The sequence below is a fragment of the Burkholderia stagnalis genome (genome assembly GCF_039848545.1).
Lineage (GTDB): Bacteria > Pseudomonadota > Gammaproteobacteria > Burkholderiales > Burkholderiaceae > Burkholderia > Burkholderia stagnalis.
Window position 1 is genome coordinate 1,904,563 of the sequence record NZ_CP156685.1, and the last position, 23,783, is coordinate 1,928,345.

At 68.9% G+C, this 23,783-nt stretch carries 19 protein-coding genes and 1 tRNA gene; 10 read left to right on the forward strand and 10 right to left on the reverse strand.

Going from position 1 to position 23,783, the window contains the following annotated elements:
* Nucleotides 1–295: 295 nt before the first annotated feature.
* Nucleotides 296–2,827, forward strand: a complete 2,532-nt coding sequence (locus tag ABFO07_RS08975; RefSeq protein WP_059908701.1) for a penicillin-binding protein 1A — start codon at nucleotides 296–298, stop codon at nucleotides 2,825–2,827.
* Nucleotides 2,828–2,909: 82 nt separating this feature from the next.
* Here ABFO07_RS08975 and ABFO07_RS08980 read toward each other — a convergent pair whose 3' ends face one another.
* From ABFO07_RS08980 to mfd, 4 genes are all read right to left on the reverse strand, one after another.
* A complete protein-coding gene (locus tag ABFO07_RS08980; RefSeq protein WP_060017034.1) occupies nucleotides 2,910–3,344 on the reverse strand; it encodes a DUF3574 domain-containing protein in 435 nt (144 codons plus the stop codon).
* Between the two features lie 293 nt (nucleotides 3,345–3,637).
* The gene (locus ABFO07_RS08985) at nucleotides 3,638–4,654 is read right to left on the reverse strand and encodes a threonine/serine dehydratase (protein ID WP_060288386.1); all 1,017 of its coding nucleotides are present in this window, start codon (nucleotides 4,652–4,654) and stop codon (nucleotides 3,638–3,640) included.
* Nucleotides 4,655–4,713: 59 nt separating this feature from the next.
* Nucleotides 4,714–5,934 carry an acetylornithine deacetylase gene (gene argE, locus ABFO07_RS08990; protein WP_059890569.1) on the reverse strand — a complete coding sequence of 407 codons (1,221 nt, stop codon included), beginning with the start codon at nucleotides 5,932–5,934 and terminating at the stop codon, nucleotides 4,714–4,716.
* A gap of 116 nt (nucleotides 5,935–6,050) precedes the next feature.
* Nucleotides 6,051–9,527: a transcription-repair coupling factor gene (mfd, locus tag ABFO07_RS08995; protein ID WP_060149913.1), complete on the reverse strand. Its 3,477-nt coding sequence runs from the start codon at nucleotides 9,525–9,527 to the stop codon at nucleotides 6,051–6,053.
* Nucleotides 9,528–9,634: 107 nt separating this feature from the next.
* Here mfd and ispD point away from each other — a divergent pair, with 107 nt between their 5' ends.
* Nucleotides 9,635–10,345, forward strand: coding sequence for a 2-C-methyl-D-erythritol 4-phosphate cytidylyltransferase (gene ispD, locus ABFO07_RS09000; protein ID WP_059565541.1), 711 nt, complete (start codon nucleotides 9,635–9,637; stop codon nucleotides 10,343–10,345).
* Nucleotides 10,346–10,373: 28 nt separating this feature from the next.
* The gene (gene ispF / locus ABFO07_RS09005; protein ID WP_059885127.1) at nucleotides 10,374–10,859 is read left to right on the forward strand and encodes a 2-C-methyl-D-erythritol 2,4-cyclodiphosphate synthase; all 486 of its coding nucleotides are present in this window, start codon (nucleotides 10,374–10,376) and stop codon (nucleotides 10,857–10,859) included.
* A 120-nt stretch (nucleotides 10,860–10,979) separates the two neighbouring features.
* Here the strand turns inward: ispF and ABFO07_RS09010 are convergent, their stop codons facing one another.
* The 4 genes from ABFO07_RS09010 to ompR form a co-directional block, all read right to left on the reverse strand.
* Nucleotides 10,980–11,507 carry a carboxymuconolactone decarboxylase family protein gene (locus tag ABFO07_RS09010; RefSeq protein ID WP_006764102.1) on the reverse strand — a complete coding sequence of 176 codons (528 nt, stop codon included), beginning with the start codon at nucleotides 11,505–11,507 and terminating at the stop codon, nucleotides 10,980–10,982.
* Nucleotides 11,508–11,583: 76 nt separating this feature from the next.
* The gene (locus ABFO07_RS09015; RefSeq protein WP_059565537.1) at nucleotides 11,584–12,132 is read right to left on the reverse strand and encodes a peroxiredoxin; all 549 of its coding nucleotides are present in this window, start codon (nucleotides 12,130–12,132) and stop codon (nucleotides 11,584–11,586) included.
* Between the two features lie 190 nt (nucleotides 12,133–12,322).
* On the reverse strand, nucleotides 12,323–13,681 hold the full coding sequence (locus tag ABFO07_RS09020; RefSeq protein WP_059565535.1) for an ATP-binding protein: 1,359 nt from the start codon (nucleotides 13,679–13,681) through the stop codon (nucleotides 12,323–12,325).
* Between the two features lie 41 nt (nucleotides 13,682–13,722).
* Nucleotides 13,723–14,457 carry an osmolarity response regulator transcription factor OmpR gene (gene ompR, locus ABFO07_RS09025; RefSeq protein WP_004192636.1) on the reverse strand — a complete coding sequence of 245 codons (735 nt, stop codon included), beginning with the start codon at nucleotides 14,455–14,457 and terminating at the stop codon, nucleotides 13,723–13,725.
* Nucleotides 14,458–14,715: 258 nt separating this feature from the next.
* Here ompR and ABFO07_RS09035 point away from each other — a divergent pair, with 258 nt between their 5' ends.
* The 3 genes from ABFO07_RS09035 (at nucleotide 14,716) to ABFO07_RS09045 (ending at nucleotide 17,857) form a co-directional block, all read left to right on the forward strand.
* On the forward strand, nucleotides 14,716–14,994 hold the full coding sequence (locus ABFO07_RS09035) for a hypothetical protein (RefSeq protein WP_059565533.1): 279 nt from the start codon (nucleotides 14,716–14,718) through the stop codon (nucleotides 14,992–14,994).
* Between the two features lie 111 nt (nucleotides 14,995–15,105).
* Complete coding sequence (locus ABFO07_RS09040; protein WP_059885125.1) at nucleotides 15,106–16,581, forward strand: DUF1800 domain-containing protein; 1,476 nt, start codon at nucleotides 15,106–15,108, stop codon at nucleotides 16,579–16,581.
* A gap of 61 nt (nucleotides 16,582–16,642) precedes the next feature.
* Entirely contained in the window at nucleotides 16,643–17,857 is a 1,215-nt protein-coding gene (locus ABFO07_RS09045; RefSeq protein ID WP_347466950.1) for a DUF1501 domain-containing protein, read from the forward strand.
* Between the two features lie 7 nt (nucleotides 17,858–17,864).
* Here the strand turns inward: ABFO07_RS09045 and hpnD are convergent, their stop codons facing one another.
* On the reverse strand, nucleotides 17,865–18,698 hold the full coding sequence (gene hpnD, locus ABFO07_RS09050; RefSeq protein WP_059809538.1) for a presqualene diphosphate synthase HpnD: 834 nt from the start codon (nucleotides 18,696–18,698) through the stop codon (nucleotides 17,865–17,867).
* A 222-nt stretch (nucleotides 18,699–18,920) separates the two neighbouring features.
* Here hpnD and ABFO07_RS09055 point away from each other — a divergent pair.
* Nucleotides 18,921–19,007, forward strand: a tRNA-Leu gene (locus tag ABFO07_RS09055).
* A 74-nt stretch (nucleotides 19,008–19,081) separates the two neighbouring features.
* Here the strand turns inward: ABFO07_RS09055 and ABFO07_RS09060 are convergent.
* Nucleotides 19,082–19,588, reverse strand: coding sequence for a helix-turn-helix transcriptional regulator (locus tag ABFO07_RS09060; protein WP_059885123.1), 507 nt, complete (start codon nucleotides 19,586–19,588; stop codon nucleotides 19,082–19,084).
* Nucleotides 19,589–19,984: 396 nt separating this feature from the next.
* Between ABFO07_RS09060 and ABFO07_RS09065 the strand changes: the two genes are divergently transcribed.
* The 3 genes from ABFO07_RS09065 to ABFO07_RS09075 are packed head-to-tail and all read left to right on the forward strand — an operon-like array spanning nucleotide 19,985 to nucleotide 23,730.
* Nucleotides 19,985–21,322 (forward strand): hypothetical protein, encoded by a 1,338-nt coding sequence (locus ABFO07_RS09065; protein WP_347466953.1) that lies wholly within the window; start codon nucleotides 19,985–19,987, stop codon nucleotides 21,320–21,322.
* Between the two features lie 25 nt (nucleotides 21,323–21,347).
* Nucleotides 21,348–22,427 carry a hypothetical protein gene (locus ABFO07_RS09070; protein WP_059809517.1) on the forward strand — a complete coding sequence of 360 codons (1,080 nt, stop codon included), beginning with the start codon at nucleotides 21,348–21,350 and terminating at the stop codon, nucleotides 22,425–22,427.
* Nucleotides 22,428–22,458: 31 nt separating this feature from the next.
* Nucleotides 22,459–23,730, forward strand: coding sequence for a hypothetical protein (locus ABFO07_RS09075; protein WP_059567411.1), 1,272 nt, complete (start codon nucleotides 22,459–22,461; stop codon nucleotides 23,728–23,730).
* Nucleotides 23,731–23,783: the final 53 nt, after the last annotated feature.

The following is a 23,783-nucleotide window of genomic DNA, read 5'->3' on the forward strand; positions in this document are numbered from 1 at the left end:
GCCGGCCAAGCTTTCCGAATTGAAAGCTCGGCCGGCATCTACAATGCGTTCCGTGTCCATGATAGGCCGCGCGGCCAGGCAAAAACGCGCTGAAAACGGGGTTATGCGGGAATTTTTACAAAAAATCGCGAAGCTAATCGATTGATTTCATTAAAATGCGCTGTCACGTCGCGGGAACGGATCGCCGCGCGGCGGGGTCTGTCGACGTGACGATTGTCACGATGCACTCTCTCTCGATTCATCCGCTTGCATACCGCATGCGTCCGAGGGCGCCATGCGCGCCCGCCATTCCGACATGCCAATTATCAAACGACCGCCTTCTTCTTCGGCCAGGAACGAACCCCACTACACGCTGCGCCGTTCGCCTGCCGGAGCCTATTACACCGATGACGACGACCGCGATGCGCACCGCGCGCCACGCAATGGCGATGGCGACAGCGGGGGCCGTCGCCGCCGTTCGTTCGGCTCGCGCGTCGCGCTGTGGTTCGTCGGCCTGTTCATCACGCTGGCCATCGTCGGCGCGCTGATCGTCGGCTACGCGCTCGTCGTGATGGCCCCGCAGCTGCCGTCGCTCGACGCGCTGACCAACTACCAGCCGAAAGTGCCGCTGCGCGTGATGACGGCCGATCACGTGCTGATCGGCGAGTTCGGCGAGGAGCGCCGCAGCCTCGTGCGCTTCCAGGACATTCCCGACGTGATGAAGAAGGCGGTGCTCGCGATCGAGGACTACCGCTTCTACGAGCACGGCGGCGTGGACTTCCTCGGCATCCTGCGCGCGGGCGTCGCCGACCTGATGCACGGCGGCGCGCGCCAGGGCGCGAGCACGATCACCATGCAGGTCGCGCGCAACTTCTTCCTGTCGAGCGAGAAGACCTACACGCGCAAGATCTACGAAATGCTGCTCGCGTACAAGATCGAGAAGGCGCTGACGAAGGACCAGATCCTCGAGCTGTACATGAACCAGATCTACCTCGGCCAGCGCTCGTACGGCTTTGCCGCGGCGGCGCGCGTGTACTTCGGCAAGGACCTGAAGGACATCACGGTCGCGGAGGCCGCAATGCTGGCCGGGCTGCCGAAAGCGCCGTCCGCGTACAACCCGGTCGTCAATCCGAAGCGCGCGAAGGTGCGCCAGGAATACATCCTGAAGCGGATGTACGAGGTCGGCTACATCACGCAGCCGCAATACGAGCAGGCGCTGAAGGAAGAGATCCACGTGCGCACGCCGGGCAACCAGTACGCGGTGCACGGCGAGTACGTCGCCGAGATGGTGCGGCAGATGATGTACGCGCAGTACAAGGACGAGACATATACGCGCGGCCTGACGGTCACGACGACGATCAACGCGGCCGACCAGGAAGCGGCGTACCAGGCGGTGCGGCGCGGCATTCTCGACTACGAGCGCCGTCACGGCTATCGCGGGCCGGAAGGCTTTATCACGCTGCCGGCGGCCGGCGACGATCGCGACGAGGCGATCGACGACGCGCTCGCCGATCACCCGGACAACGGCGACCTGCAGTCGGCGGTGGTGCTGTCGGCCGCGCCGAACGCGGTCGAGGTGCAGTTCGTCGGCGGCGCGAAGACGACCATCGGCGCCGGCGGGCTGCGCTTCGTCGCGGCCGCGCTGGGGCCGCGCGCGAACAACACGCTGAAGATCAAGCCCGGTTCGATCGTGCGCGTGCTGAAGGACGCGAAGACCGGCTGGCAGGTCGTGCAGCTGCCGCAGGTCGAAGGCGCGCTCGTCGCGATCGCGCCGCAGGACGGCGCGATCCGCTCGCTCGTCGGCGGCTTCGACTTCAACAAGAGCAAGTTCAACCACGTGACGCAGGCGTGGCGCCAGCCGGGCTCGTCGTTCAAGCCGTTCATCTATTCGGCCTCGCTCGACAAGGGCCTCGGGCCGGCGACGATCATCAACGACGCGCCGCTGTACTTCCCGCCGAGCGTGCCGGGCGGCACCGCGTGGGAACCGAAGGACGACGACCAGCCCGACGGCCCGATGTCGATGCGCACCGGCCTGCAGCGTTCGAAGAACCTCGTGTCGATCCGCATCCTGGCATCGATCGGCACGCAGTATGCGCAGGAGTACGTGACGCAGCGCTTCGGCTTCGATCCGGCGAAGACGCCGCCGTACCTGCCGATGGCGCTCGGCGCAGGGCTCGTCACGCCGCTGCAGCTCGCGACCGGCTATGCGGTGTTCGCGAACGGCGGCTACAAGGTCGATCCGTACCTGATCGCCGAGGTCGACGACGCACGCGGCCAGGCGCTGCAGAAGGCGCAGCCGGTGATCGCGGGCAATACCGCGCCGCGCACGATCGAAGGCCGCAACGCGTACGTGATGAACAGCCTGCTGCACACGGTCGCGACGGCCGGCACGGGTGCGGGTTCCAACGTGCTCGGCCGCGGCGACCTGCAGGGCAAGACGGGTACGACGAACGATGCGAAGGACGGCTGGTTCGCCGGCTACCAGCAGTCGCTCGTCGCGGTCGCGTGGATGGGCTTCGACCAGCCGAAGAGCCTCGGCAGCCGCGAGTTCGGCGCGCAGCTCGCGCTGCCGATCTGGGTGAACTACATGCGCACCGCGCTGAACGGCGTGCCCGAGCAGCCGATGCCGATGCCCGACGGGCTGACGACGCTTGACGGCGAGCTGTACTACGCGGATCGCACGCCGGGCGCCGGCTTCGTCGCGAGCGTCGACATCAACCCGGCGGCCAATGCGATCAGCGCGAACGACGCGCTCGGCTCGGCCGGCGCGGCGGGCCTGACGCCGCCGCCGGTGAGCTCGCAGGAGAAGCAGCAGATCATGGACATGTTCGAGAGCAACAAGCCGTAACGCGGCTGCGGTTCGGCCAATCGACGGGCGCCTGCGGGCGCCCGTTTTTTTTTGCTCGCGCGCGTGGCTGCGCCGCACGCCGTCAGAACGACGCGCAGACCGGCGCGAGCGTCACGCCGACCGACTCCTGCCTGAACCGTTCCGCATACGCGCGACGGATGGCCGTCAGGCGCTCGAGCGTATCGCGTGTGTCGCCGGCAATGATACGGATGACGAAGCTGTCTTCCCGCGTGACGCGGCCGCTCGTGCGGTCGCGCCATTGGCCGTGGGTATCCCAGAACGTGAAGCCGTCGGGGAAGCGGGGCGTGACGACGTCGGCGAGGAAGGCCGCGCGTTCGGCATCGGTGACGGGGCCGCGCCCTGCGATGTCGCGACCGAACAGCAGGTCGGCCTGCAATTGACGGCTGCCGCCGGCCTGCGCGCAAGACGTCGGGTCCGCCGCGGCCGGCAACTGCGTGGCCGCGCAGCCGGAGAGCAGGGCGATGGCGAACACGAGACTGGTCGACAGGGCGCGCATGGCGGTTCCTCCGTTGGGTGCACGCGTTGGATGCATGGTGCGGCAACCTCATAAAACGTTGCGCGCTCAATGACTTGCGCGGTTCTCCGGCCGGTTATCAACAAGGCTGTCAACACAATCTGTGCATAACCGTGCGCCGCCTCGATCGCGCCGCGACGCGCCGGCCCGCGACGCGTTTTGCAGCGCCGGCCGAAATCACCGGTGCATCAACAGCTTAGGAAGCCTTTCAGAAGCTTGTCCACAGGCTCTTCAACACGATCTGGGGATAACCGCCGCGCCGACGCCCGTGCCGCTCAGCGCAGCAGCTTCGCGTGCGCGAGGTGCATGCCGAGCGTGACCGGATCGGTGTTGGTGCCCGACAGCAGCACGCCGACCCGCTTGCCCTGCAGCGTTTCGCGCAGCGGGCCGAGCAGGGCGGCCATCGCCGCCGCGCACGCCGGCTCGACGGCGATCTTCAGGTGCGAGAACAGGAACAGCATCGCGGTGCGCAGCGCGTCGTCGGACACGGTGACGATGCTGTCGATGTGGCGCCGGCACAGCTGGTAGCTGTATTCCTCGGTGTGCGGCGCCATCAGCGAATCGGCGATCGTGTGCATCGCGGCCATCTTGACCGTGTGGTTGGCCGCGAAGCTGCGGCTCATCGCGTCCGAGCCTTCCGGCTCGACGCCGTACACGTGCACGCGCGGGTTCGCGAGCCGCAGCGCGGTCGACACGCCGGCCGCGAGCCCGCCGCCGCCGATCGGCACGATCACCGCGTCGAGGTCGGGCGTCTGCGTCGCCCATTCGTAGCCGAGCGTCGCGGTGCCGAGGATCGTGTGATAGCCGTTGAACGGATGGATGAAGAAGCGGCCTTCCTCGGCCTCGATGCGGCGCACGAGGTCGAACGCCTGCGACGCGCTCGCGGCCAGCACGACTTCCGCGCGGTACTGCTTGCACTGCGCGATGCGCGACGGGCTCGCAGTGTGGAACATCACGACCTTCGCGCTGCTGCCGAGCCGCATCGCCGCATACGCAACCGCCGCCGCGTGATTGCCGGCCGACACGCAGGTGACGCCGGCGCTCTTGCGCGCTTCGTCGAGCGCGAGCAGGTGCGTGAACGCGCCGCGCGCCTTGAAGCTGCCGCTCGCCTGCAGCAGCTCGAACTTGAAGTTCACGTGCGTGCCTTCGAGCGACGGCAGGTCGCCGCGCTCGAACACCGGCGTGCGCGCGACCCACGGCGACAGCGCGAAGTGCTGCGCGGCGATTTCGTCGAGCGTCGGAATCGGCTCGCCGTCGATCGTGTGGGCGGTGCCCGGTTGGGTAGTCGACATGGCCTGGCGTGTGGGGAGTGTCCCGGCCCGCACGCGCGGGCCGGCGTGGCGGGCAACCGTCAGTGCGCGTCGACCGACATGCTGCGGATGAACTTGCGCAGGAACTGCTCGCAGGCGGCCAGTTGCGCGAGTTCGACGTATTCGTTCGGCTTGTGCGCCTGCTCGATGTTGCCGGGCCCGCACACGACGCTCGGAATGCCCGCCCGTTCGAACAGGCCGGCCTCGGTGCCGTACGCGACCTTGCGCTTGTCCTGGTCGGCCGTCAGCGCCCGCACGAGCTGCGTAATGGCTGCCTGCTCGGTGGCGTCGAGGCCGGGCGCCGCGGCGATCTTCGAGAACTCGATCGCGGCGTTCGGATGCTCGCGGCGCATCTGCGGCAGCAGCGTGTCCTGCGCATACGCCTCGATGCGCGCGAAGATCTGCTCCGGGTCGAGCGTCGGCAGGTTGCGGAACTCGAAATCGAAACGGCACTCGGCCGGCACCGTGTTGATCGCGTTGCCGCCCTGGATCGTGCTCGTCTGCGCGGTCGTGAACGGCACGTCGTAGAGCGCGTCGAACGGGCCTTCCGCGCGGAACCGGTCGGCGATGTCGCGGATGTGGCAGATCAGGCGCGCCGCGTATTCGATCGCGTTCAGCCCCTTCGGCGTCAGCGACGAGTGCGCCGCATGGCCGCGCACGCAGCAGCGGTACGCGTTGATGCCCTTGTGCGCGATGATCGGCCGCATGCTGGTGGGTTCGCCGACGATGCAGCCGGACGGCTTCACGCCGCGCGCGACGAGGTCGGCGATCATCAGCGGCGCGCCTGCGCAGCCGATTTCCTCGTCGTAGGACAGCGCGAAATGGATCGGCTTCGCGAGCTTCGCGGCCTGCATCTCGGGCAACAGCGCGAGCGCCGCGCCGATGAAGCCCTTCATGTCGCAGGTGCCGCGGCCGTACAGGCGGCCGTCGCGAATCTCCGGCCGGAACGGATCGCTGTCCCACTGCTGGCCGTCGACGGGCACGACGTCGGTGTGCCCGGACAGCACGATGCCGCCATCGGTCGAGCCGTCGTGCGCGGGCACGGTGGCGAACAGGTTCGCCCAGCCGTCGCGCGGGTCGTGCGTGATCACGGACGCGATGCCTTGCGCGGCGAGCGCGTCACGCACGGTTTCGATCAGGCCGAGGTTCGGCACGCGGCTCGTCGTGTCCATCGACACCAGCTGCTGGATCCAGGGCAGGCTGACCAGCGCTGCGTCGCCTTGGTCGGCGGCGGCGAGCGCCGTCGCGTCGAGAGTGGACATGGCTCAACTCCGTCTGATGAATGGGAAAATCATACTCAAAAACGCCCCGGCCCGCCTTCGCGGGGCGCGATGCGGTGCAGCATCGCGCCGTGCCCTGCGCAGCAGCGCCGGTTCCGTCAACGCGACGCCGCGGCCGCGCCTTGCCGCGGCGAGTGGCCGAGCGCGCGCAGCGTCTCCTTGATCGTCGACACGCGGATCGCGAGATCCGGCGAGCGCGTCTCTATGCGCAGGCGGTCCTGCCCGGCGAGCTTGATGTGGCGATGCTTCTGCACCATCTCGATGATCCGCATCGGATCGATCGGCGGGTTCGGCTCGAACTGCAGCCCGATGGCAACCTCGCTCGCATCGATCTTCACGATGCCGAGCGGTTTCGCGGCGAGGCGCAGGCGGTGCGTCTCGACCAGCGCGTGCGCCTGCGGCGGCATCTTGCCGAAGCGGTCGATCAGTTCCTCCTGGATACCGTCGATCGCATCGCCGTGTTCGCAGTTCGCGAGCCGCTTGTACAGCGACAGCCGCTCCTGCACGTCCGCGCAGTAGTCGGCCGGCAGGATCGCGGGCGCATGCAGGTTGATTTCGGTCGTCGCGGCGAGCGGGGCGGTGAGGTCGGGCTCCTTGCCGTTCTTCAGCGCCTTCACCGCGTCGTTCAGCATGTCCGTATAGAGCTGGAAGCCGATCTCGTGGATCTCGCCCGACTGCTTGTCGCCGAGCACCTCGCCGGTGCCGCGGATCTCGAGGTCGTGCATCGCGAGATAGAAGCCCGAGCCGAGTTCCTCCATCTGCTGGATCGCTTCGAGCCGGCGCTGCGCCTGCTTGGTCAGCGCCTGCGGATCGTGCACGAGCAGGTACGCGTAAGCCTGGTGGTGCGAACGGCCGACGCGGCCGCGCAGCTGGTGGAGCTGCGCAAGGCCGAACTTGTCGGAGCGATGCATGATGATCGTGTTCGCGCTCGGCACGTCGATGCCGGTCTCGATGATCGTCGTGCACAGCAGCACGTTCGCGCGCTGCGCGACGAAATCGCGCATCACGCGCTCGAGCTCGCGCTCGTGCATCTGGCCGTGCGCGATTGCGATGCGCGCCTCGGGCACCAGTTCCTCGAGCATCGCCTTGCGGTTCTCGATCGTCTCGACCTCGTTGTGCAGGAAGTACACCTGGCCGCCGCGCTTCAGCTCGCGCAGCATCGCCTCGCGAATCACGCTTTCCTCCTCGCGGCGCACGAAGGTCTTGATCGCGAGCCGCTTCTGCGGCGCGGTCGCGATCACCGAGAAGTCGCGCAGGCCCTCGAGCGCCATCCCGAGCGTGCGGGGGATCGGCGTCGCGGTCAGCGTCAGCACGTCGACCTCCGCGCGCAGCGCCTTCAGCGCTTCCTTCTGGCGCACGCCGAAGCGGTGCTCCTCGTCGATGATCACGAGGCCGAGCCGCTTGAACTGCACGTCCGACGACAGCAGCTTGTGCGTGCCGATCACGATGTCGACGCTGCCTTCGTTGATCTGCGCGATCGCCGTGTTCACTTCCTTGGCCGTCTTGAAGCGCGACAGCTCGACGATCCGCACCGGCCAGTCGGCGAAGCGGTCCGCGAAGGTCTGCGTGTGCTGCTCGGCGAGCAGCGTGGTCGGCGACAGCAGCGCGACCTGCTTGCCGCCCATCACCGCGATGAAGGCCGCGCGCAGCGCGACCTCGGTCTTGCCGAAACCGACGTCGCCGCACACGAGGCGGTCCATCGGCTTGCCGCTCGTCATGTCGCCGATCACGGCCGCGATCGCGGCGGCCTGGTCGGGCGTTTCCTCGAAGCCGAAGCTTTCCGCGAACTTCACGTAGTCGCGCGGCTCGAGCGCGAACGCGTGGCCCTCGCGGGCCGCGCGCCGCGCGTACAGGTTCAGCAGCTCGGCGGCCGTGTCGCGGATCTGCTGCGCGGCCTTGCGCTTCGCGCGCTCCCACTGGCCCGAGCCGAGCGCATGCAGCGGCGCGCTGTCCGGATCGGCGCCGCTGTAGCGCGAGATCACGTGCAGCTGCGCGACCGGCACGTAGAGCTTGCTCTCGCCCGCGTATTCGAGATGCAGGAATTCCGTCTCGCCTTCGCCGAGGTCCATCGACACGAGGCCCATGTAGCGGCCGATGCCGTGCTGCGCGTGCACCACCGGATCGCCGACCTTCAGCTCCGACAGGTCGCGCACCATCGCGTCGACGTTGCTCGCCTGTTCCTGGCGGCGGCGCCCCGCGCGGCGGCCGAGCGCGCCGTACAGTTCGGTCTCGGTGACGATCGCGTAGCCTTCGCCGGGCACCGCGAAGCCGCTGGACAGCGGCGCGACGCCGAGCGCGAAGCGCTCGTCGCTCGCGAGCCAGCCGGCGAAGTGATCGTTCGACGCGGGCCGCAGGTGATGCTCGGCGAGCAGTTGCAGGATCGTCTCGCGGCGGCCCGCCGATTCGACGGTCAGCAGCACGCGCTTGCCCGACGTCTCGACGAACGTGCGCAGCGCGGCGAGCGGATCGTCGGCGTGGCGGTCGACGGTGAGTTCGGGCAGGCCGGTCGCCCAGCCGCCCGCCGGCTGCGCGGGCAGCACGACGCGCGCGAACGGCTTCGCGAACGCGAAGAAATCCTCGTCGGACAGGAACAGCCGCTGCGGCTCGAGGATCGGCCGTTCGCGGTCGTGCGACAGGAACGCGTGGCGCTGCTTCGTGTCGGCGGTGAAGCGGCGGATCGACGTGTCGAGGTCGCCCGCGAACACGAGGTGCGCATCCTGCGGCAGGTAGTGGAACAGCGTGGCCGTCTCGTCGAAGAACAGCGGCAGGTAATACTCGATGCCGGCCGACGGCACGCCGTTGCCGATGTCCTTGTAGATCGGCGCGCGGCTCGGGTCGCCCTCGAAGGTCTCGCGCCAGCGGCTGCGGAACGCGGTGCGCGCGGCCTCGTCGAACGGGAATTCGCGGCCCGGCAGCAGGCGCACGTCGCGCACCGGGTACAGGCTGCGCTGCGTGTCCGGGTCGAACGCGCGGATCGAGTCGACCTGGTCGTCGAACAGGTCGATCCGGTACGGCAGCGGCGAGCCCATCGGGAACAGGTCGATCAGCGAGCCGCGCACGCAGTATTCGCCGGGCCGCACGACCTGGCTCACGTGCTCGTAGCCGGCGAGCGTCAGCTGCGCCTTCAGCTTCGCCTCGTCGAGCCGCTCGCCCTGCGCGAACGCGAACGTGTAGGCGGCCATGAAGGACGCGGGCGGCATCCGGTACAGCGCGGTGGTCGCGGGCACGAGCAGGATGTCGCAGCGGCCCTCGCCGAGGTCGTGCAGCGTCGCGAGACGCTCTGACACGAGGTCCTGGTGCGGCGAGAACGTGTCGTACGGCAGCGTTTCCCAGTCCGGCAGCAGGCGCACGCGCGCGTCGGGGGAGAAATAGCCGATTTCCTGCGCGAGGCGCTGCGCGTCGACTGCGTTCGCGCAGATCACCGCGAGCAGCGGCACGTCGTGGCGGTTGTCGGCAAGGTAGCGGGCGATGGCGAGCGCATCGGCGCAGCCGTGCGCGCCGTCGAAGGCGAAGCGCTGGCCGGGCTTGACGCGCGCGACGGGCGAGGCGGGCGGGTTGGAAGCGTTGTCTGGCATAGGGACGGCAGGAGTGGCGTGCGCAGGCGCATCGCGGTGCGCCGGTCGGATCGAAAGACCTATTATAAAATCCGCTTCTCGATTTCACCTTTCCGGCGTTTCATTTCGTGACTCCCCGACTCTTCGCCCTGATTCCCTGCGCCGGCACGGGCAGCCGTTCCGGCTCGGCCGTGCCGAAGCAATACCGCACGCTCGCCGGGCGCGCGCTCCTGCATTACACGCTCGCCGCGTTCGACGCGTGCAGCGAATTCGCGCAGACGCTCGTCGTCCTCGCGCCGGACGACACCCATTTCGACGCCCGCCGCTTCGCCGGCCTGCGCTTCGCGGTGCGCCGCTGCGGCGGCGCGTCGCGCCAGGCGTCGGTGCTCAATGGCCTGCTGGCGCTGACCGAATTCGGCGCGACCGACCAGGACTGGGTGCTCGTGCACGACGCCGCGCGCCCGGGCATCACGCCGGAGCTGATCCGCACGCTGGTCGCGGCGCTGAAGGACGACCCGGTGGGCGGCATCGTCGCGCTGCCGGTCGCGGATACGCTGAAGCGCGTGCCGGCCGGCGGCGACGCGATCGCCCGCACGGAGTCGCGCGACGCGCTGTGGCAGGCGCAGACGCCGCAGATGTTCCGCATCGGCATGCTGCGCGACGCGATCCTGAGCGCGCAGCGGGAAGGGCACGACCTGACCGACGAGGCGAGCGCGATCGAATGGGCCGGCCACACGCCGCGCGTCGTGCAGGGCAGCCTGCGCAACTTCAAGGTCACGTACCCGGAAGATTTCGCGCTCGCGGAGGCGATCCTCGCGCGCGGCCCCCAATCCAACTGACCCCCACTCAATCTCAATCGGAACACGCATGGACTTCAGAATCGGACAAGGCTACGACGTGCACCAGCTCGTCCCCGGGCGGCCCCTCATCATCGGCGGCGTGACGATTCCGTACGAGCGCGGCCTGCTCGGCCACTCGGACGCGGACGTGCTGCTGCACGCGGTCACCGACGCGCTGTTCGGCGCGGCGGCGCTCGGCGACATCGGCCGCCATTTCTCCGACACCGACGCCGCCTTCAAGGGCGCGGACAGCCGCGTGCTGCTGCGCGAATGCGCGGCGCGCGTGAAGGCCGCGGGCTTCGTGATCCAGAACGTCGACAGCACCGTGATCGCACAGGCGCCGAAGCTCGCGCCGCACATCGAAGGCATGCGCGCGCACATCGCCGAGGATCTCGGCCTGCCGCTCGACCGCGTGAACGTGAAGGCGAAGACCAACGAGAAGCTCGGCTACCTCGGCCGCGGCGAAGGCATCGAGGCGCAGGCTGCCGCGCTGCTGGTGAAGCAGGCCGGCTGACGCCGCGCCGTCGCGGGACGCGTTCGCGGCAAGTGGCGCGCCCCGCCGAAACGAAAAAATGCCACGCGGTTGCGTGGCATTTTTCTTGGGCGGGTGGCCGGATCGAGGGCCGGCAGCCGCTTATTCGCCTTCGGCGGCGATCACCTGCGCGGCGGCGTTGATCACCGACGCGATGCGGCCGACGTCGCGCAGCTGCGTGACGGTCATGCCTTGCTCGTTCTTCAGCAGCGCATAGTGCGACTTCACGCAGAAGTGGCACTTGCCGACGATCGACGCGGCGAGCGCGTACATCTCGAAGCGGCGCTTGTCGACGCCGCCGTGCGACGCGTATGCCCCCATCCGCAGCTCGGCGCGCTGCGTCTTCAGGTCGGCGTCGTCGGCCATCTCGACATACGGATACCAGGTATTGTTCATCCCCATCAGCGCGGCCGCCGTCAGCGCGGCGTTCGTCTCTTCGGGCGACAGCACACCGGCCTCGCGGATCGTCTTCACGAGCACCGTGCTCTTCGCTGCCACTGCCGCCGCGAGCGCGACGCCGACCGCGTCGTTGCCTTCGAGCGACGAGCGCGAGATCGTGCCGTCGAGGTTCAGGCGAATGTCCTTCGCGTAGTCGGGGATACGTGCCTTAATCGAGTCGATGAATTCCATTGATATCTCCTATGGGTTGGCCGTTAAAAAAGCCCGCAGGCAGCAAGTGCGCTGCGGGCTTCGTGCATCGATGCGCTTACAGCGTTGCGCCGCCGACTGCACGGTTGCACGGGCACAGTTCGTCCGTTTGCAGGCCGTCCAGAATACGCAGGACTTCTGCCGGGCTGCGGCCGACGTTCAGGTTGTTCACCGAAACGTGCTGGATCGTGTTGTCCGGATCGACGATGAACGTTGCGCGCAGGGCCACGCCGGCTTCCTTGTCGCGCACGCCGAGCTGGTCGATCAGCTCGCCCTTGACGTCGCCGAACGAGTAGTGGTTCAGCTTGTCGAGGTCCTTGTGCTCACGGCGCCATGCGAGCTTGACGAATTCGTTGTCCGAGCTGCCGCCCAGCAGGACGGCATCGCGCTCTTCGAACTGCTTCGTCAGCTTCGCGAACTCGACGATTTCCGTCGGGCAGACGAACGTGAAGTCCTTCGGGTAGAAGTAGATGATCTTCCACTTGCCCGGGAACGACGCCTCGGTGACGGTCTCGAATGCCGACTGACCGTTTTCCTCGTGGTTGTTGAAGCCCGGCTTCGCGGCCACGACGGTGAAAGCTTCGAGTTTATCGCCAACGGTTTTCATGCGGTTACTCCTGTATGAGTTGGGAAGAAGACTTGAGTCAAGCTACCTCGGTGCTGCAACGGTGATGTGACAGCATGGGTCGGACTATAACACTATTGATTAAGTGCTTCAATAGATTTTGACTAACGAGTGCCATAGATTTTTTCTACCGCCTCGATAGTGTGGGGCGCATGCGACGCATGCGGGCGCGTCATGCCGTCGCACGCGCCTTGCCGCCGGGGAATTCGAGCGTGACTTCGAGCCCGGGTTCCGGGCTGCGGTTGCGCAGGCGCAACGCGCCGCGATAGCGGCCGACGAGGCGCTGCACGATCGCCATCCCGAGGCCCGTGCCGTCCGCCTTGGTGCGGGCGGTATCGACGCGGTAGAACGGCCGCATCACGAGCGGCAGCTGGTCTTCCGGGATACCGGGGCCTTCGTCGCTGACCGACAGCTCGACGCGCGTGTGCGACACGCGTGTCTCGAGCACGATGCGCGCGACGCCGTCCTGCCGGCTCTGCCCGTACTTGCGGGCGTTCTCGACGAGGTTGCCGATCACCCGGCGCATGTCGGTTTCGTCGGCCTCGATGACGGCGGTGGGCGCGAGCCGCGTCTGGATCTGCACGCCGTCCTCGCCCGCGATGCGCGCGGCGACTTCCTGCACGATCGTCGACAGGTCGACCGGCTCGGGCTTGCGCTGGGTCGGGCGCGCGTAGTCGATGAACGCGGCGATGATGCGGTCCATCTGCTCGATGTCGTCGACCATCGCATCCTTGGTCGCCTGGTCGGACGGGCTCATCTCGGTTTCGAGGCGCAGCCGCGCGAGCGGCGTGCGCAGGTCGTGCGAGATGCCCGCGAGCATCAGTGCACGGTCGGCCTCGAGCTGCTCGAGGTCGCGCACCATCTGGTTGAAGCTGCGGTTGGTGTCCGCGGCCACGCCCATGCCGCGCTCGGGCAGCGGCTCGGGCGCCTGGCCCGAACCGACCTGGCGCGCGGCGAGCGCGAGCCGCGTGAACGGCCGATTCACGAGGCTCGTGATGAACGCGGAGCCGAACAGCGACAGCGCGAGCGCGAACAGGCCCCAGCCGGCCCATTGCAGGCCCGTGACGGTGTCGAGCTGGTCGCGGTCGAGCGCGACCCAGTAGTCGTCGTCGTCGATCTTGAAGCTGATCCACACGCCGGGAATGTCGTTGACCGACTGCGCGATCACGGTGTCGTCGCCGAGGCGGCTGCGAATGTCGTGCTCGATCAGCCGGTTCAGCGATTCGTCGGGCTGCAGCTTGAACTTGTCGGTCTTTTCGCGCGGATACACGCGCACGCCTTCGTTGCTCTCGAGATCCTGCAGCAGCGCGCGGCGCAGGTCGGGATCGGAGTAGAGCAGCGCGGTGCGCGTGAGCTTCACGATCGCGACGAGCTGCAGCGCGACGCGCTGCGCGCGCGGCTCGCGTTCGATCACACGAAAGCTCTGGAACCACGCGGCGAGACTGAACGAGATCAGCAGCGCGATCAGCAGGAAGGTGCGCCAGAACAGCCCGCCGAAGGCGAGCTGCACAAGGCGCCGGTCGATACGCATGGGACGGGCCGTGGGGCGGGCGAAACCGGAAGGAGGGGAGGTCAGGCGGCGCCGTCCGGGATGAACACGTAGCCGAGGCCCCAGACGGTCTGGATGAAGCGCGGGCTGCCCGGATCCGGTTCGATCAGCTTGCGCAGGCGCGAGATCTGCACGTCGAGGCTGCGGTCGAACACTTCGTATTCACGGCCGCGCGCGAGTTCCATCAGCTTTTCGCGCGACAGCGGCTGGCGCGGGTGACGCGCGAATACCTTCAGCACCGAGAATTCGCCGGTGGTCAGCGGAATCTCCTGGCCGGACTTCGTCAGCGTGCGCGTTGCGAGGTTCAGCGAGAACTCGCCGAATTCGAACACCTCCGTCGTTTCCGACGGCGCGCCCGGCAGCTCGGCCGGCGCCTGGCGGCGCAGCACCGCGTGGATGCGTGCAACCAGCTCGCGCGGGTTGAACGGCTTCGGCAGGTAGTCGTCGGCGCCCATCTCGAGGCCGACGATGCGGTCGACATCCTCGCCCTTGGCCGTCAGCATGATGATCGGCGTGCGATCGTTGCTGCCGCGCAGGCGGCGGCAGATCGACAGGCCATCCTCGCCGGGCAGCATCAGGTCGAGCACGAGCAGGTCGAAGCGCTCGCGCACCCAGAGCTTGTTCATCGCGGTCGCGTTCTCCGCGACGTACACGTTGAAGCCCTGCTCGCCGAGGTAGCGGCGCAGCAGATCGCGCAGGCGCGGGTCGTCGTCGACGACGAGAATCTTGGAGGGGTTTTTCGTTTCCATGAGCGGCATCTTATCGCGAATGGGAAATGGCGCACGGCCGGGTATTTTGGCACGTTACAGTCAGTTACAAAATTTACCCGTGGTGTGGTACGGAGTAAAGGCAGGCTATAGAGATTCCTTTACTCTTAGCCGAAATTCGGTGGATACTCCCTGCACTTAATCTTTCATGGTTTGCACACCCGATTTCCGCAGGGTTTTTCAAGTACCAGAGGTAGCCGGTTGCCGCGTGACGAAGGGAACAAATCGACCAAAGAAGCGAGGACGGTCATGCGATCTGCCCGGATTGCACTGATGCTGACGATCGCGCTTGCCGGTCCGTATGCGTCGAACTTCGCATATGCGCAGCGCCCCGAGCAGGGGGCGTCGTCGCGCAAGCTGCCGCGCGGCAAGGCGCCGCAGCAGGACGATCGCGCCGATACCGTCGCCCGCTCCGCCGTGCCTCCCGATCTCGAACAGCGCCGCCGCGACGGGCACATGACGCCCGAGGAGCGCCACCTGCTGCGCCAGCACATCGAGGACGCCGTCCGCGAGCTGTACAAGCGCTGATCCCGCGCACCGTACGGAAAGATTCCGTAGCAATTTTCCAGTCAACTTTCGTTCGCCGGATGCCGTTGAATGGGCACATGCGCGCACCGCGCATTCCGGGAGCCCAAGACCATGAGTCGAGCGAACACCGCACCGTCGCTGCCGCCTGCGATGCAGACGCCTCTCGAGGCCGACGACGCGCAGTTCTTCCTGAGCCGCACCGGTTTCACGCCGGCGCCCGCCGACGTCGCGCGCCTCGTCGGCATGACGCGCGCGCAGGCGGTTGCCGAGGTGCTCGGCAACGTGCGGCACGAGCCCATTACGACGTGGCCCGACTGGCTCGGCGAACTGCCGCCGACGCGCGCCGAACGCCAGGCGCAGGCGCCGGACCAGCGGCGCGACGCGCAGCGGCTGCGCAACCAGCGTTACGACGGATTGCGCGCGGCGTGGATCAACGAGATGGTCGCGACGCCGTCGCCGCTGACCGAGCGCATGACGCTGTTCTGGCACGGGCACTTCACGTCGGGGCAGGACAAGGTGCCGTTTCCGCAGACGATGGCCGCGCAGAACGCGCTGCTGCGCCGCGAGGCGCTCGGCAATTTCGGCACGCTGCTGCACGCGGTCGCGAAGGATCCGGCGATGCTTCAGTACCTCGACGGCGCGAGCAATCGCAAGGGGCGTCCGAACGAGAACTTCGCGCGCGAGGTGATGGAGCTGTTCACGCTCGGCGAAGGGCATTACACGCAGCGCGACGTGACCGAGGCCGCGCGTGCGATGACGGGCTGGACGATCGATCCCGACACATTGCGCTTCGTGGCGCGGCCGGAGTGGCACGATGCCGGTGACAAGACGATTCTCGGCGAGACCGGCGCCTTCGACGGCGACGGCTTCCTCGACATCCTGCTGAAGCAACCGCAGGCCGCGCGTTTCATCGCGGCCAGGCTGTGGCGCGAGTTCGTGTCCGATACGCCGGACGCGGGCGAGCTGGAGACGGTCGCCGAACGCTTTCGCGCGAGCGGCTACGAGATTCGCGCGGCGCTCGGCGCGCTGTGGTCGACCGACGCGTTCTGGGATCCGCGCAATCGCGGCGTGCTGGTCAAGTCGCCGGCGGAGTTCGTGGTCGGGACGGTGCGGCTGTTCGACGTCGGCTACGGCGACCCGCAGATGCTCGCGAACACCGTGCGCACGCTCGGGCAGAACCTGTTCTATCCGCCGAACGTGAAAGGTTGGCCGGGCGGCGCGGCGTGGATCAACAGCACGACGCTGCTTGCGCGCAAGCAGTTCGTCGAGCAGCTGTTTCGCGCGACCGAGACGGCCGGCATGCGGCCTGCGGCAGTCAACGGAAGTGCCCGCGAGATGGCGACGATGAACGTCGGCATGCCGCGCGGCGCGCCGCCGAAACCCGGGCGCGGCGGCCTGCGCTTCGATCTCGAACGCTGGCTCGCGCAATACCGCGTGCGGCCGCAGGCGGCCGCGGGGCTATCCACCGAGCTTCAGCTGCAGCACGCGGTGCTGCCGGTGCCGCCCGTCGCGGCGATCGACACCGGGTCGACCGGCAGCGCATATCTCGAGGCGCTGCTGATGGATCCGGCCTATCAATTGAAATGAACTCGAACCGAGACGCCGGCGCGGCATGCACGCATGCGACGCGGCCGGCAAAGGACGCACGATGAACCGACGTGATTTCCTCGCGCTCACCGGCGCCACCGCGACCGCGGGCGTGTCGCTCTGGCAGCCGGGCGCGCTCGCGGCGACGCTGGCCGCGCAGAAGCAGGCGGCAGGCTATGCGAACGTGCTGATCCTGGTCGAGCTGAAGGGCGGCAACGACGGCCTCAATACCGTCGTGCCGTATGCGGATCCGCTGTACTACCAGTTCCGGCGCGGCATCGGCATCAAGCGCGACCAGGTGCTGCAGCTCGACGAACGCACCGGGCTGCATCCTTCGCTCGCGCCGCTGCTGCCGCTGTGGCGCGACCGGCAGGTCGCGATCGTGCAGGGCGTCGGCTATCCGCAGCCGAACCTGTCGCACTTCCGCTCGATCGAGATCTGGGATACCGCGTCGCGCTCCGATCAATACCTGCACGAAGGCTGGCTCACGCGCACGTTCGCGCAGGCGCCCGTGCCCGCCGGCTTCGCGGCGGACGGCGTCGTGCTCGGCAGCGCCGAGATGGGGCCGCTCGCCAACGGCGCGCGTGCGATCGCACTCGTGAATCCGGCGCAATTCATCCGCGCCGCGCGGCTCGCCGAACCGTCGTCGCTGCGCGAGCAGAATCCGGCGCTCGCGCACATCATCGACGTCGAGAACGACATCGTGAAGGCCGCGGACCGGCTGCGCCCGCGTGGCGGCATGCGCGCGTTCAAGACCGCGTTTCCGGCCGGCGCGTTCGGCACCTCGGTGAAGACCGCGATGCAGGTGCTGGCCGCGTGCGAGGCGTCGGGCGCGGGGGCGCAGGACGGGGTCGCGGTGCTGCGGCTCACGCTCAACGGCTTCGACACGCACCAGAACCAGCCGGGCCAGCAGGCCGCGCTGCTCAAGCAGTTCGCGGAAGGGATGAGCGCGATGCGCGATGCGCTGATCGAGCTCGGGCGCTGGAACGAGACGCTCGTGATGACGTATGCGGAATTCGGGCGGCGCGTGCGCGAGAACCAGAGCAACGGCACCGACCACGGCACGGCCGCGCCGCATTTCGTGATGGGCGGGCGCGTGGCGGGCGGGCTGTACGGTGCGCCGCCCGCGCTCGGGCAGCTCGACGGCAACGGCAACCTGCCGGTTGCGGTCGATTTCCGCCAGCTCTACGCGACCGTGCTCGGCCCGTGGTGGGGGCTCGACGCGACCCGCGTGCTGCAGCAGCGCTTCGAGCCGCTGCCGCTGTTAAGGGCGTGACGGCGCTTCAGCGCCTGCGTGCGGCGCGCCACGCGATCCACAGCTTGCGGATCGGTGTCAGCGCGATGCGCTGGTGCAGCACCTGATAGCCGTCGCGCTCGATCTCGTCGAGCAGTGCGCCGGCGAGCGCGAGCTGCGCGCGCAGCGTGCGCTGCACACGGCGCTCGGCGGCGGGGATCGCCGTGTCTGCGGCGGCGAGCGCGTCGCGGGCGCGTTGGGTCTGGAATTGCAGCAGTTCGGTGAACGCCGGGCTGTAGCGACGGTTCAGCAGGTCCGCGGCCGTCACGTTGTAGCGTTGCAGCTCGTCGATCGGCAGATAGATGCGGCCGTGCCGCGCATCGTTGCCGAGTTCCTGCACGAATTGCGCGAGCATCAGCCCGTGGCCGACCTCGTCGGCCCACGGCTGCGGCTCGGCGGGGCGCGCGGCGCTTGCGCGCGCGACGAGCGACGCGAAGCCGCCGCCCACCTGCGCGATGTAGCGCCGCAGGTTCGCGAAGTCGAGGTAGCGCGCCTGTTCGAGATCCATCCCGTAGCCGCTGACGAGCGCGCGCAGCGCATCGTGCTCGGCCGCGATCGCCGGATGGTGCTGCGCGAGCGCCTTGGTCACCGGATGCGACGGCGTGCCGGCGGCCAGCGCCGCGAGCTCCTTGTGCCACCACGCGAGCTTGGTGTGGCCGACGGTCGGATCGCTGGTTTCCTTGACGGTTTCCTCGAGTTCGCGGCGCAGCGCGAAGAGGGCGGTGAGGCGCGGCTGGACGGCAAACGGCGCCTGCCGCAACGCGTAGTAGACGCTGGAGCCGGCGGGCGCGGCCTTCTGCTGACAGTAGTCGTCGAAATTCACGTGCGGAATCGTGTCGGGGGAGCGGTATTGGGGTGCGCGCGGTGGCGCACCGCCGGACGCGTCAAGCGCGGGATTCTAGCATCGGCGCGCGAACGCCGCCGATCAGGGCAGACAACGCCGCGCGGATCGGGTAGAATCTCGCGCTCGCCTGATCGGGCGTGCCGGTTTTTGTATCGGCGACGCGCCGGATCTTTGCCGCGCCAGCGGCGGGACACTTCATTCGCGTGAGTGGCGAAATTGGTAGACGCACCAGGTTTAGGTCCTGACGCCCGCAAGGGTGTGCCGGTTCGAGTCCGGCCTCACGCACCATCTGTCATTCCGGCTTCCCCCGGAAGACGCAAAAAACCCGCGACAGCCCCTCGCTTCGCGGGTTTTTTTCATTCTCACTCCCGCGTCCCCGCATCCGCATTGAAGGTCTTCATGAACCGGAACACCAGCGCGGCGCGCGATCGCACCCCCAGCTTCGCGTAGATCGTCTTCAAATACGACCGCACCGTGAATTCGCTGATATGCAGCCGATCGGCGATCTGCTTGGTCAGAAAACCCATACACACCAACTGCACCACCTGCATCTCGCGGCTGCTCAGCAGCCTGCCGATATCGATGCCGGCTGCCGGGTCGACAACCGGCGCGACTTCGCGGCGTCGACGCGCCTCGGCAACCAGCACATAGCGGTGCCCCTCGAACTCGAAGCGCACGATCTCATCGTCGGCACCAGCCGTTCGCGCGCGATGCGCAGGGTCGAGGTCGCAATCGAACGCCTCGGCGCCGTCGGCGAGCAGCACGCGGCACTTGCGTCCCGCGAGTTCCACCTCGCCGATCTCACGGCCGATGAACGGGCGCGGCAACGGCCGCGGCGGGTCGGCCGCCGACCGATCGATCCAGAACATGCTCGGGTCAGGCAACCGCTCGTCATCGGGTTGAGATACCGGCACGGAAGGGTCCCCCAACATGGTTGGCCGGGCCCGCCGCATGGCCATGCGGAACCCGTGAAGTGCTGCGCTCGTTACTTGATCTGCGTTGTGGACACTCCCACGCGGGAGGCGCAGCACAGTCTCCTGAGTTTGTAATCCTGATCGATGCGCGAGCGCAAGCGCTCCGCTCGTCGCCGTGCCGTTGCCCGTCGACCTCCCGTCGATGGAACCCTTTAACGCGCGGCGTGCTTCCCTGCTGCGATGCATCCGTCCGTCGCGGCTGCGACCTCTCTTTTGTGGCACAAGGTCAGATGAAATTCAAGCTCGGCGACGCGCCCCAAACGCGCTACCCCATATGGGTTAAGCCGATGAATGGCGAGCGTTCGCACGCGCTTGTTCGCTGTCGCCTTAATACGCGCGTTCGCACGGGGCAGCGCGACGCGGCGAGCGCGATCGAATCGGCCCGATCGGGCGATTTGCAGACGAGGCCGTTCCACTAGAGTTGGGTCAACGTTGTCGGTCGGCCGTGCGTCGCCGGCGGCGCATGCCGGCATTCCTGCTGTTGCGGATCGATCGCGGAGAAAGGCAATGAACGAACCATTCGATGGCGACGTGGCGGACGAAGCCGACCTGAGCGACGAGACGGGCGCGTTCGAGCACTTCGACGAACAGAGCGCCGACGATGCGTTCGGCGACGAGCAGTTCGACGAAGGCGACGACTTCGCCGTCGACGCGCTGGAGGACGACGCGGATGCGGCATCGTTCGACGAAGGTGACGACGTCGACGACATGGCGCTCTGGAACGCATTCGAAGAAGAGCTGGCCGATGGCCTCGACGCGGCAGACGACGATGAATTCGTCGGACGATTGCTGGGCGGCATCGGTCGCGCGGCAGGCGTGATCGGCCGCGGAATGGGCCGGGCCGCCGGTGCGGCAGGGCAGGCCGGCGCGATCGCGCGGCGCACGGGCGCCGTCGCGGGCCGGATCAATGACGTCGCGAACGCCGTTTCGCCGGCGGCCGAGGCCCTTGCGCGCCTGGCGCGGGTCGCCGGCGCGCCGGGCGCGGCCGACACGCTCGGCCGCGTCGGGCAGGTCGCGCAACGCGTCGGCCGCGCCGCACGGCAGACCCGGCAAGCGGCCGGCTCGTTCGGCCAGATGGCGGGCGGCGCGCAGGGCCTGTTCGGGCAGATCAGCCAGTTGCTGAGCCGCGGCGACGGCGCGGACGACGCGTTCGATGCGCTCGCGGATCTCTATCTCGAAGACGGCGTCGACGAAGCCTTGCCGCCGATCATCGGCCTCGCGGCTCGCGCGGCCGCGCGCGGGCTCGGCTTTCGCAATGCCGCGCAGCTGTCGGCGGCCGCGCGCCGCGCGCTGGTGCGGGGTGTCGCATCGGCGGCGCGCGAACTGGCGCGATCGCGCGCGCCGCACGCGATGCGTGCGTTGCCGCGTCTCGCGCATTCCGCCGCGGCCGTCGCGCAACGTCAGTTGCCGGCCCCGCAGGCCGTGCGGCTGGTGCGCCGCGGGCTGCCGCAGGCCGCCCGGCGGCTTGCGCAGAATCCGCGCCTGATCCGTCGCGCGGTTCCGCCGCGCGCCCCGAGACCGCTCGCGCGCTCCACGGATATCGGGCGCGGCACGCGGAGCGCCCGCGTCGGCCGGAGCCGCACGTTTCAACTCGGCGGCCCGGTCACGCTGACGATCACCTCCCACTGACTCTTGGCGCTGAAAGGAGCACACCATGGACCGATTCGAAACGGATGTGATGGACGACCTCATGTACGAAGCCGCGGAAGGTCCGGCCGGCGCTTCGACGCAAGCCTACGACGAGTTCGACGAAGACGGCTTCGACGAAGGCGACTACGGCGACGAGGGCGATGACGAGTTCCTCGGCCGGGTGCTCGGCGGCATCGGCAACGTGGTCGCCGGTCTCGCGGGCGGCGGCGGCGCCGGGTTCGACGAATACGATGAAGGCGACGGATTCGAATTCGCGGACGAGGCCGACGAAGGCGACGAGTTCGACGCGGCCGACGAGTGGGACGGCGCCGACGAGTTCGACGCGATGGAGGACGCCGTCGCCGATGCGCTCGACGCGGCCGACGGCGACGAGTTCTTCCGGCGGCTCGCGCGCGTCGCGCGCACCGTCGGGCGCGGCATCGGCACGGCCGCGCGTGCGATCGCGCCGGTCGCGAACATGATCCCGCTGCCGCAGGCGCAGTTGATCGGCCGGATCGCCAACGTTGCCGGCCGCCTGCTGGCCGACGGCGCCGACGAGTTCGAGGTGTTCGACGAGATGGTCGACGGCCTCGACGAGGATGGCATCGACGCGGCGGCGCCGGTGCTCGCCGGCATGCTGGTGCGGCGCGCGGTGCCGGCGCTGGCGCGCAGCGCGCCGCAGGTCCGGCGCGCGGCGGTGCACGGCGTCGCCCGGGCGGTGCGCACGGCGACGCGGCGGCAGGGGCCGCCGGCCGCTCGCGCCGTCGCCCGCGCGGTACGTGCGACGCGGCGCATCGTGCAGCGCCAGCGCGTGGCGCCGCGCGCGGCGGCGCAGATCGTGCGGCGGGTCGCGCAGCAGGTCGCGCGCCGGCCGCAGGCGATCCGCCGGCTGGCGCGGCCGCTGGTGCCGGCCGCGCGCCGCGCGACGCCGCGCGGCCAGGGCGCGCGGACGGTCGCACGCGCGATCGCGCCCGTGGCGCGCCGCGTGGCGGCCACCGCCGGGCGGCGTCTGCCGGGTGCGGCCGCCGGCGCGTGCCCGCATTGCGGCGTGCGGCACGTGCGCCTGCGCGGCCCGGTGACCATCACGATTCGCGGCGTTCGCTAACCTTCCGCCACCGGAGCTCACGGAGCCGGCCATGGACCTGCACCGCTTTCTGCAAGCGAAGATCGGCGGCCTGTCGGCCCGGCTGTCGCGGCTGGCGCGGATCGACAACGCATTCGTCGGCCTGCGCCCGCAGGACATGCCGTACGCGCCGTCCGCCCGTCATTTCGACGCGGCGAACGCGCGCCTCGCGCAGGTCGAGCAGCGCATCCGCGCGCGCTTCGCCGGCTTGCGGCAGTGGGAGCGGCGCGCGCCGCAGCGGGTGCTGATCGATATCGCGCTGGTCGAGCGGGAGCTCGACCGGGCCCGGCGCCTGTTCGGCATGTTCTACGAAGTGTTCGCGCAGCGCGGCACGAGCTACGGCCCGGCGCTGGCGGCCCACGACGCGATCGCCGACGATTGCTACCAGGCCATTCGCCAGGCCGCGCCGCGCATCTTCGACGGCCCGCTGCTGAAGCCGGTGTGCTACATGGAACACGGCTACTCGCCCGCAACGATGCGCCGCGGCGTGCAGCTGTCGCGCCTGCTCGGCGAGCAAAATCCGTTCCCGCTGATCCGCATTCCGTGGGACCGCGACCAACCTTGGCAGTCCGTGTTTCTCCACGAGGTCGCGCACAACCTGCAGGCCGATCTCGGCATCTGGCAGGAAAACCGCCAGGCCGTGCTGCGGCGAATCATGGGCAGCGCGCGCGATCCGCTCCTGGCCGGCATCTACGGCCGCTGGCACAAGGAGATCTTCGCGGACCTGGCGGCGATCCTGCTCGGCGGGCCGGCCGCCGCGTGGGGGATGGCCGACTTCCTCGCGCATCCGCAGCCGCGGACCATGACCTACCGGCCCGGCGGCGCGCATCCGACGGCCTACCTGCGCGTCTACCTGCTCGCCGAAATGCTGCGCCGTCTCGGCTTCGGCGCCGACGCGACGCGGCTGCTGCGCGTCTGGCAGGGCCTGTACCGCGCGCGCGCCGGCCATCGCATCCCGGCGCCGCTGATGGCGAGCGCGCCGCGCCTGATTCCCGAGGTGGTGGACGAGATCGCGTTCCAGACCCGCCGCAACCTCGCGCAGCGCGCGCTCGTCGACATCATCCCGTTTCACCCCGACGACGAGGCGGCGATTCGCGACGGCGCGCGCCGGCTCGCCGCCGGGCGCGCGCCGGATCTCGCGCCGCGGCATCTCGTCAGCGCCGCGCATTACGCACTCGCGGGCGGCGGCATCGCGCCGCAGCGGCTCGCGCAATGCGTGACCGCGACGCTTACCGCGCACCTGTCGCCGCCGCGCAGCGCGCCGCGGTTGCGGATCGCCGCGTGAGGCCGCACGAGCCGAGCTATCGAACCCACACCCGTCCAGCCCTTTCCAGCGAG

What these genes read in the sequence shown, in the direction of transcription:
- ABFO07_RS08980 (WP_060017034.1), bottom strand. Translation starts at nt 3,344, where the DNA reads ATGCGCGCCCTGTCGACCAGTCTCGTGTTCGCCATCGCCCTGCTCTCC.
- ABFO07_RS09060 (WP_059885123.1), bottom strand. Translation starts at nt 19,588, where the DNA reads ATGTTCTGGATCGATCGGTCGGCGGCCGACCCGCCGCGGCCGTTGCCG.
- ABFO07_RS09045 (WP_347466950.1), top strand. Translation starts at nt 16,643, where the DNA reads ATGAACCGACGTGATTTCCTCGCGCTCACCGGCGCCACCGCGACCGCG.
- ABFO07_RS09035 (WP_059565533.1), top strand. Translation starts at nt 14,716, where the DNA reads ATGCGATCTGCCCGGATTGCACTGATGCTGACGATCGCGCTTGCCGGT.
- ABFO07_RS09075 (WP_059567411.1), top strand. Translation starts at nt 22,459, where the DNA reads ATGGACCTGCACCGCTTTCTGCAAGCGAAGATCGGCGGCCTGTCGGCC.
- argE (WP_059890569.1), bottom strand. Translation starts at nt 5,934, where the DNA reads ATGTCCACTCTCGACGCGACGGCGCTCGCCGCCGCCGACCAAGGCGAC.
- ispF (WP_059885127.1), top strand. Translation starts at nt 10,374, where the DNA reads ATGGACTTCAGAATCGGACAAGGCTACGACGTGCACCAGCTCGTCCCC.
- mfd (WP_060149913.1), bottom strand. Translation starts at nt 9,527, where the DNA reads ATGCCAGACAACGCTTCCAACCCGCCCGCCTCGCCCGTCGCGCGCGTC.
- ABFO07_RS09065 (WP_347466953.1), top strand. Translation starts at nt 19,985, where the DNA reads ATGGCGAGCGTTCGCACGCGCTTGTTCGCTGTCGCCTTAATACGCGCG.
- ABFO07_RS09010 (WP_006764102.1), bottom strand. Translation starts at nt 11,507, where the DNA reads ATGGAATTCATCGACTCGATTAAGGCACGTATCCCCGACTACGCGAAG.
- ABFO07_RS09040 (WP_059885125.1), top strand. Translation starts at nt 15,106, where the DNA reads ATGAGTCGAGCGAACACCGCACCGTCGCTGCCGCCTGCGATGCAGACG.
- ABFO07_RS09070 (WP_059809517.1), top strand. Translation starts at nt 21,348, where the DNA reads ATGGACCGATTCGAAACGGATGTGATGGACGACCTCATGTACGAAGCC.
- ABFO07_RS09015 (WP_059565537.1), bottom strand. Translation starts at nt 12,132, where the DNA reads ATGAAAACCGTTGGCGATAAACTCGAAGCTTTCACCGTCGTGGCCGCG.
- ompR (WP_004192636.1), bottom strand. Translation starts at nt 14,457, where the DNA reads ATGCCGCTCATGGAAACGAAAAACCCCTCCAAGATTCTCGTCGTCGAC.
- ABFO07_RS08975 (WP_059908701.1), top strand. Translation starts at nt 296, where the DNA reads ATGCCAATTATCAAACGACCGCCTTCTTCTTCGGCCAGGAACGAACCC.
- ABFO07_RS09020 (WP_059565535.1), bottom strand. Translation starts at nt 13,681, where the DNA reads ATGCGTATCGACCGGCGCCTTGTGCAGCTCGCCTTCGGCGGGCTGTTC.
- ABFO07_RS08985 (WP_060288386.1), bottom strand. Translation starts at nt 4,654, where the DNA reads ATGTCGACTACCCAACCGGGCACCGCCCACACGATCGACGGCGAGCCG.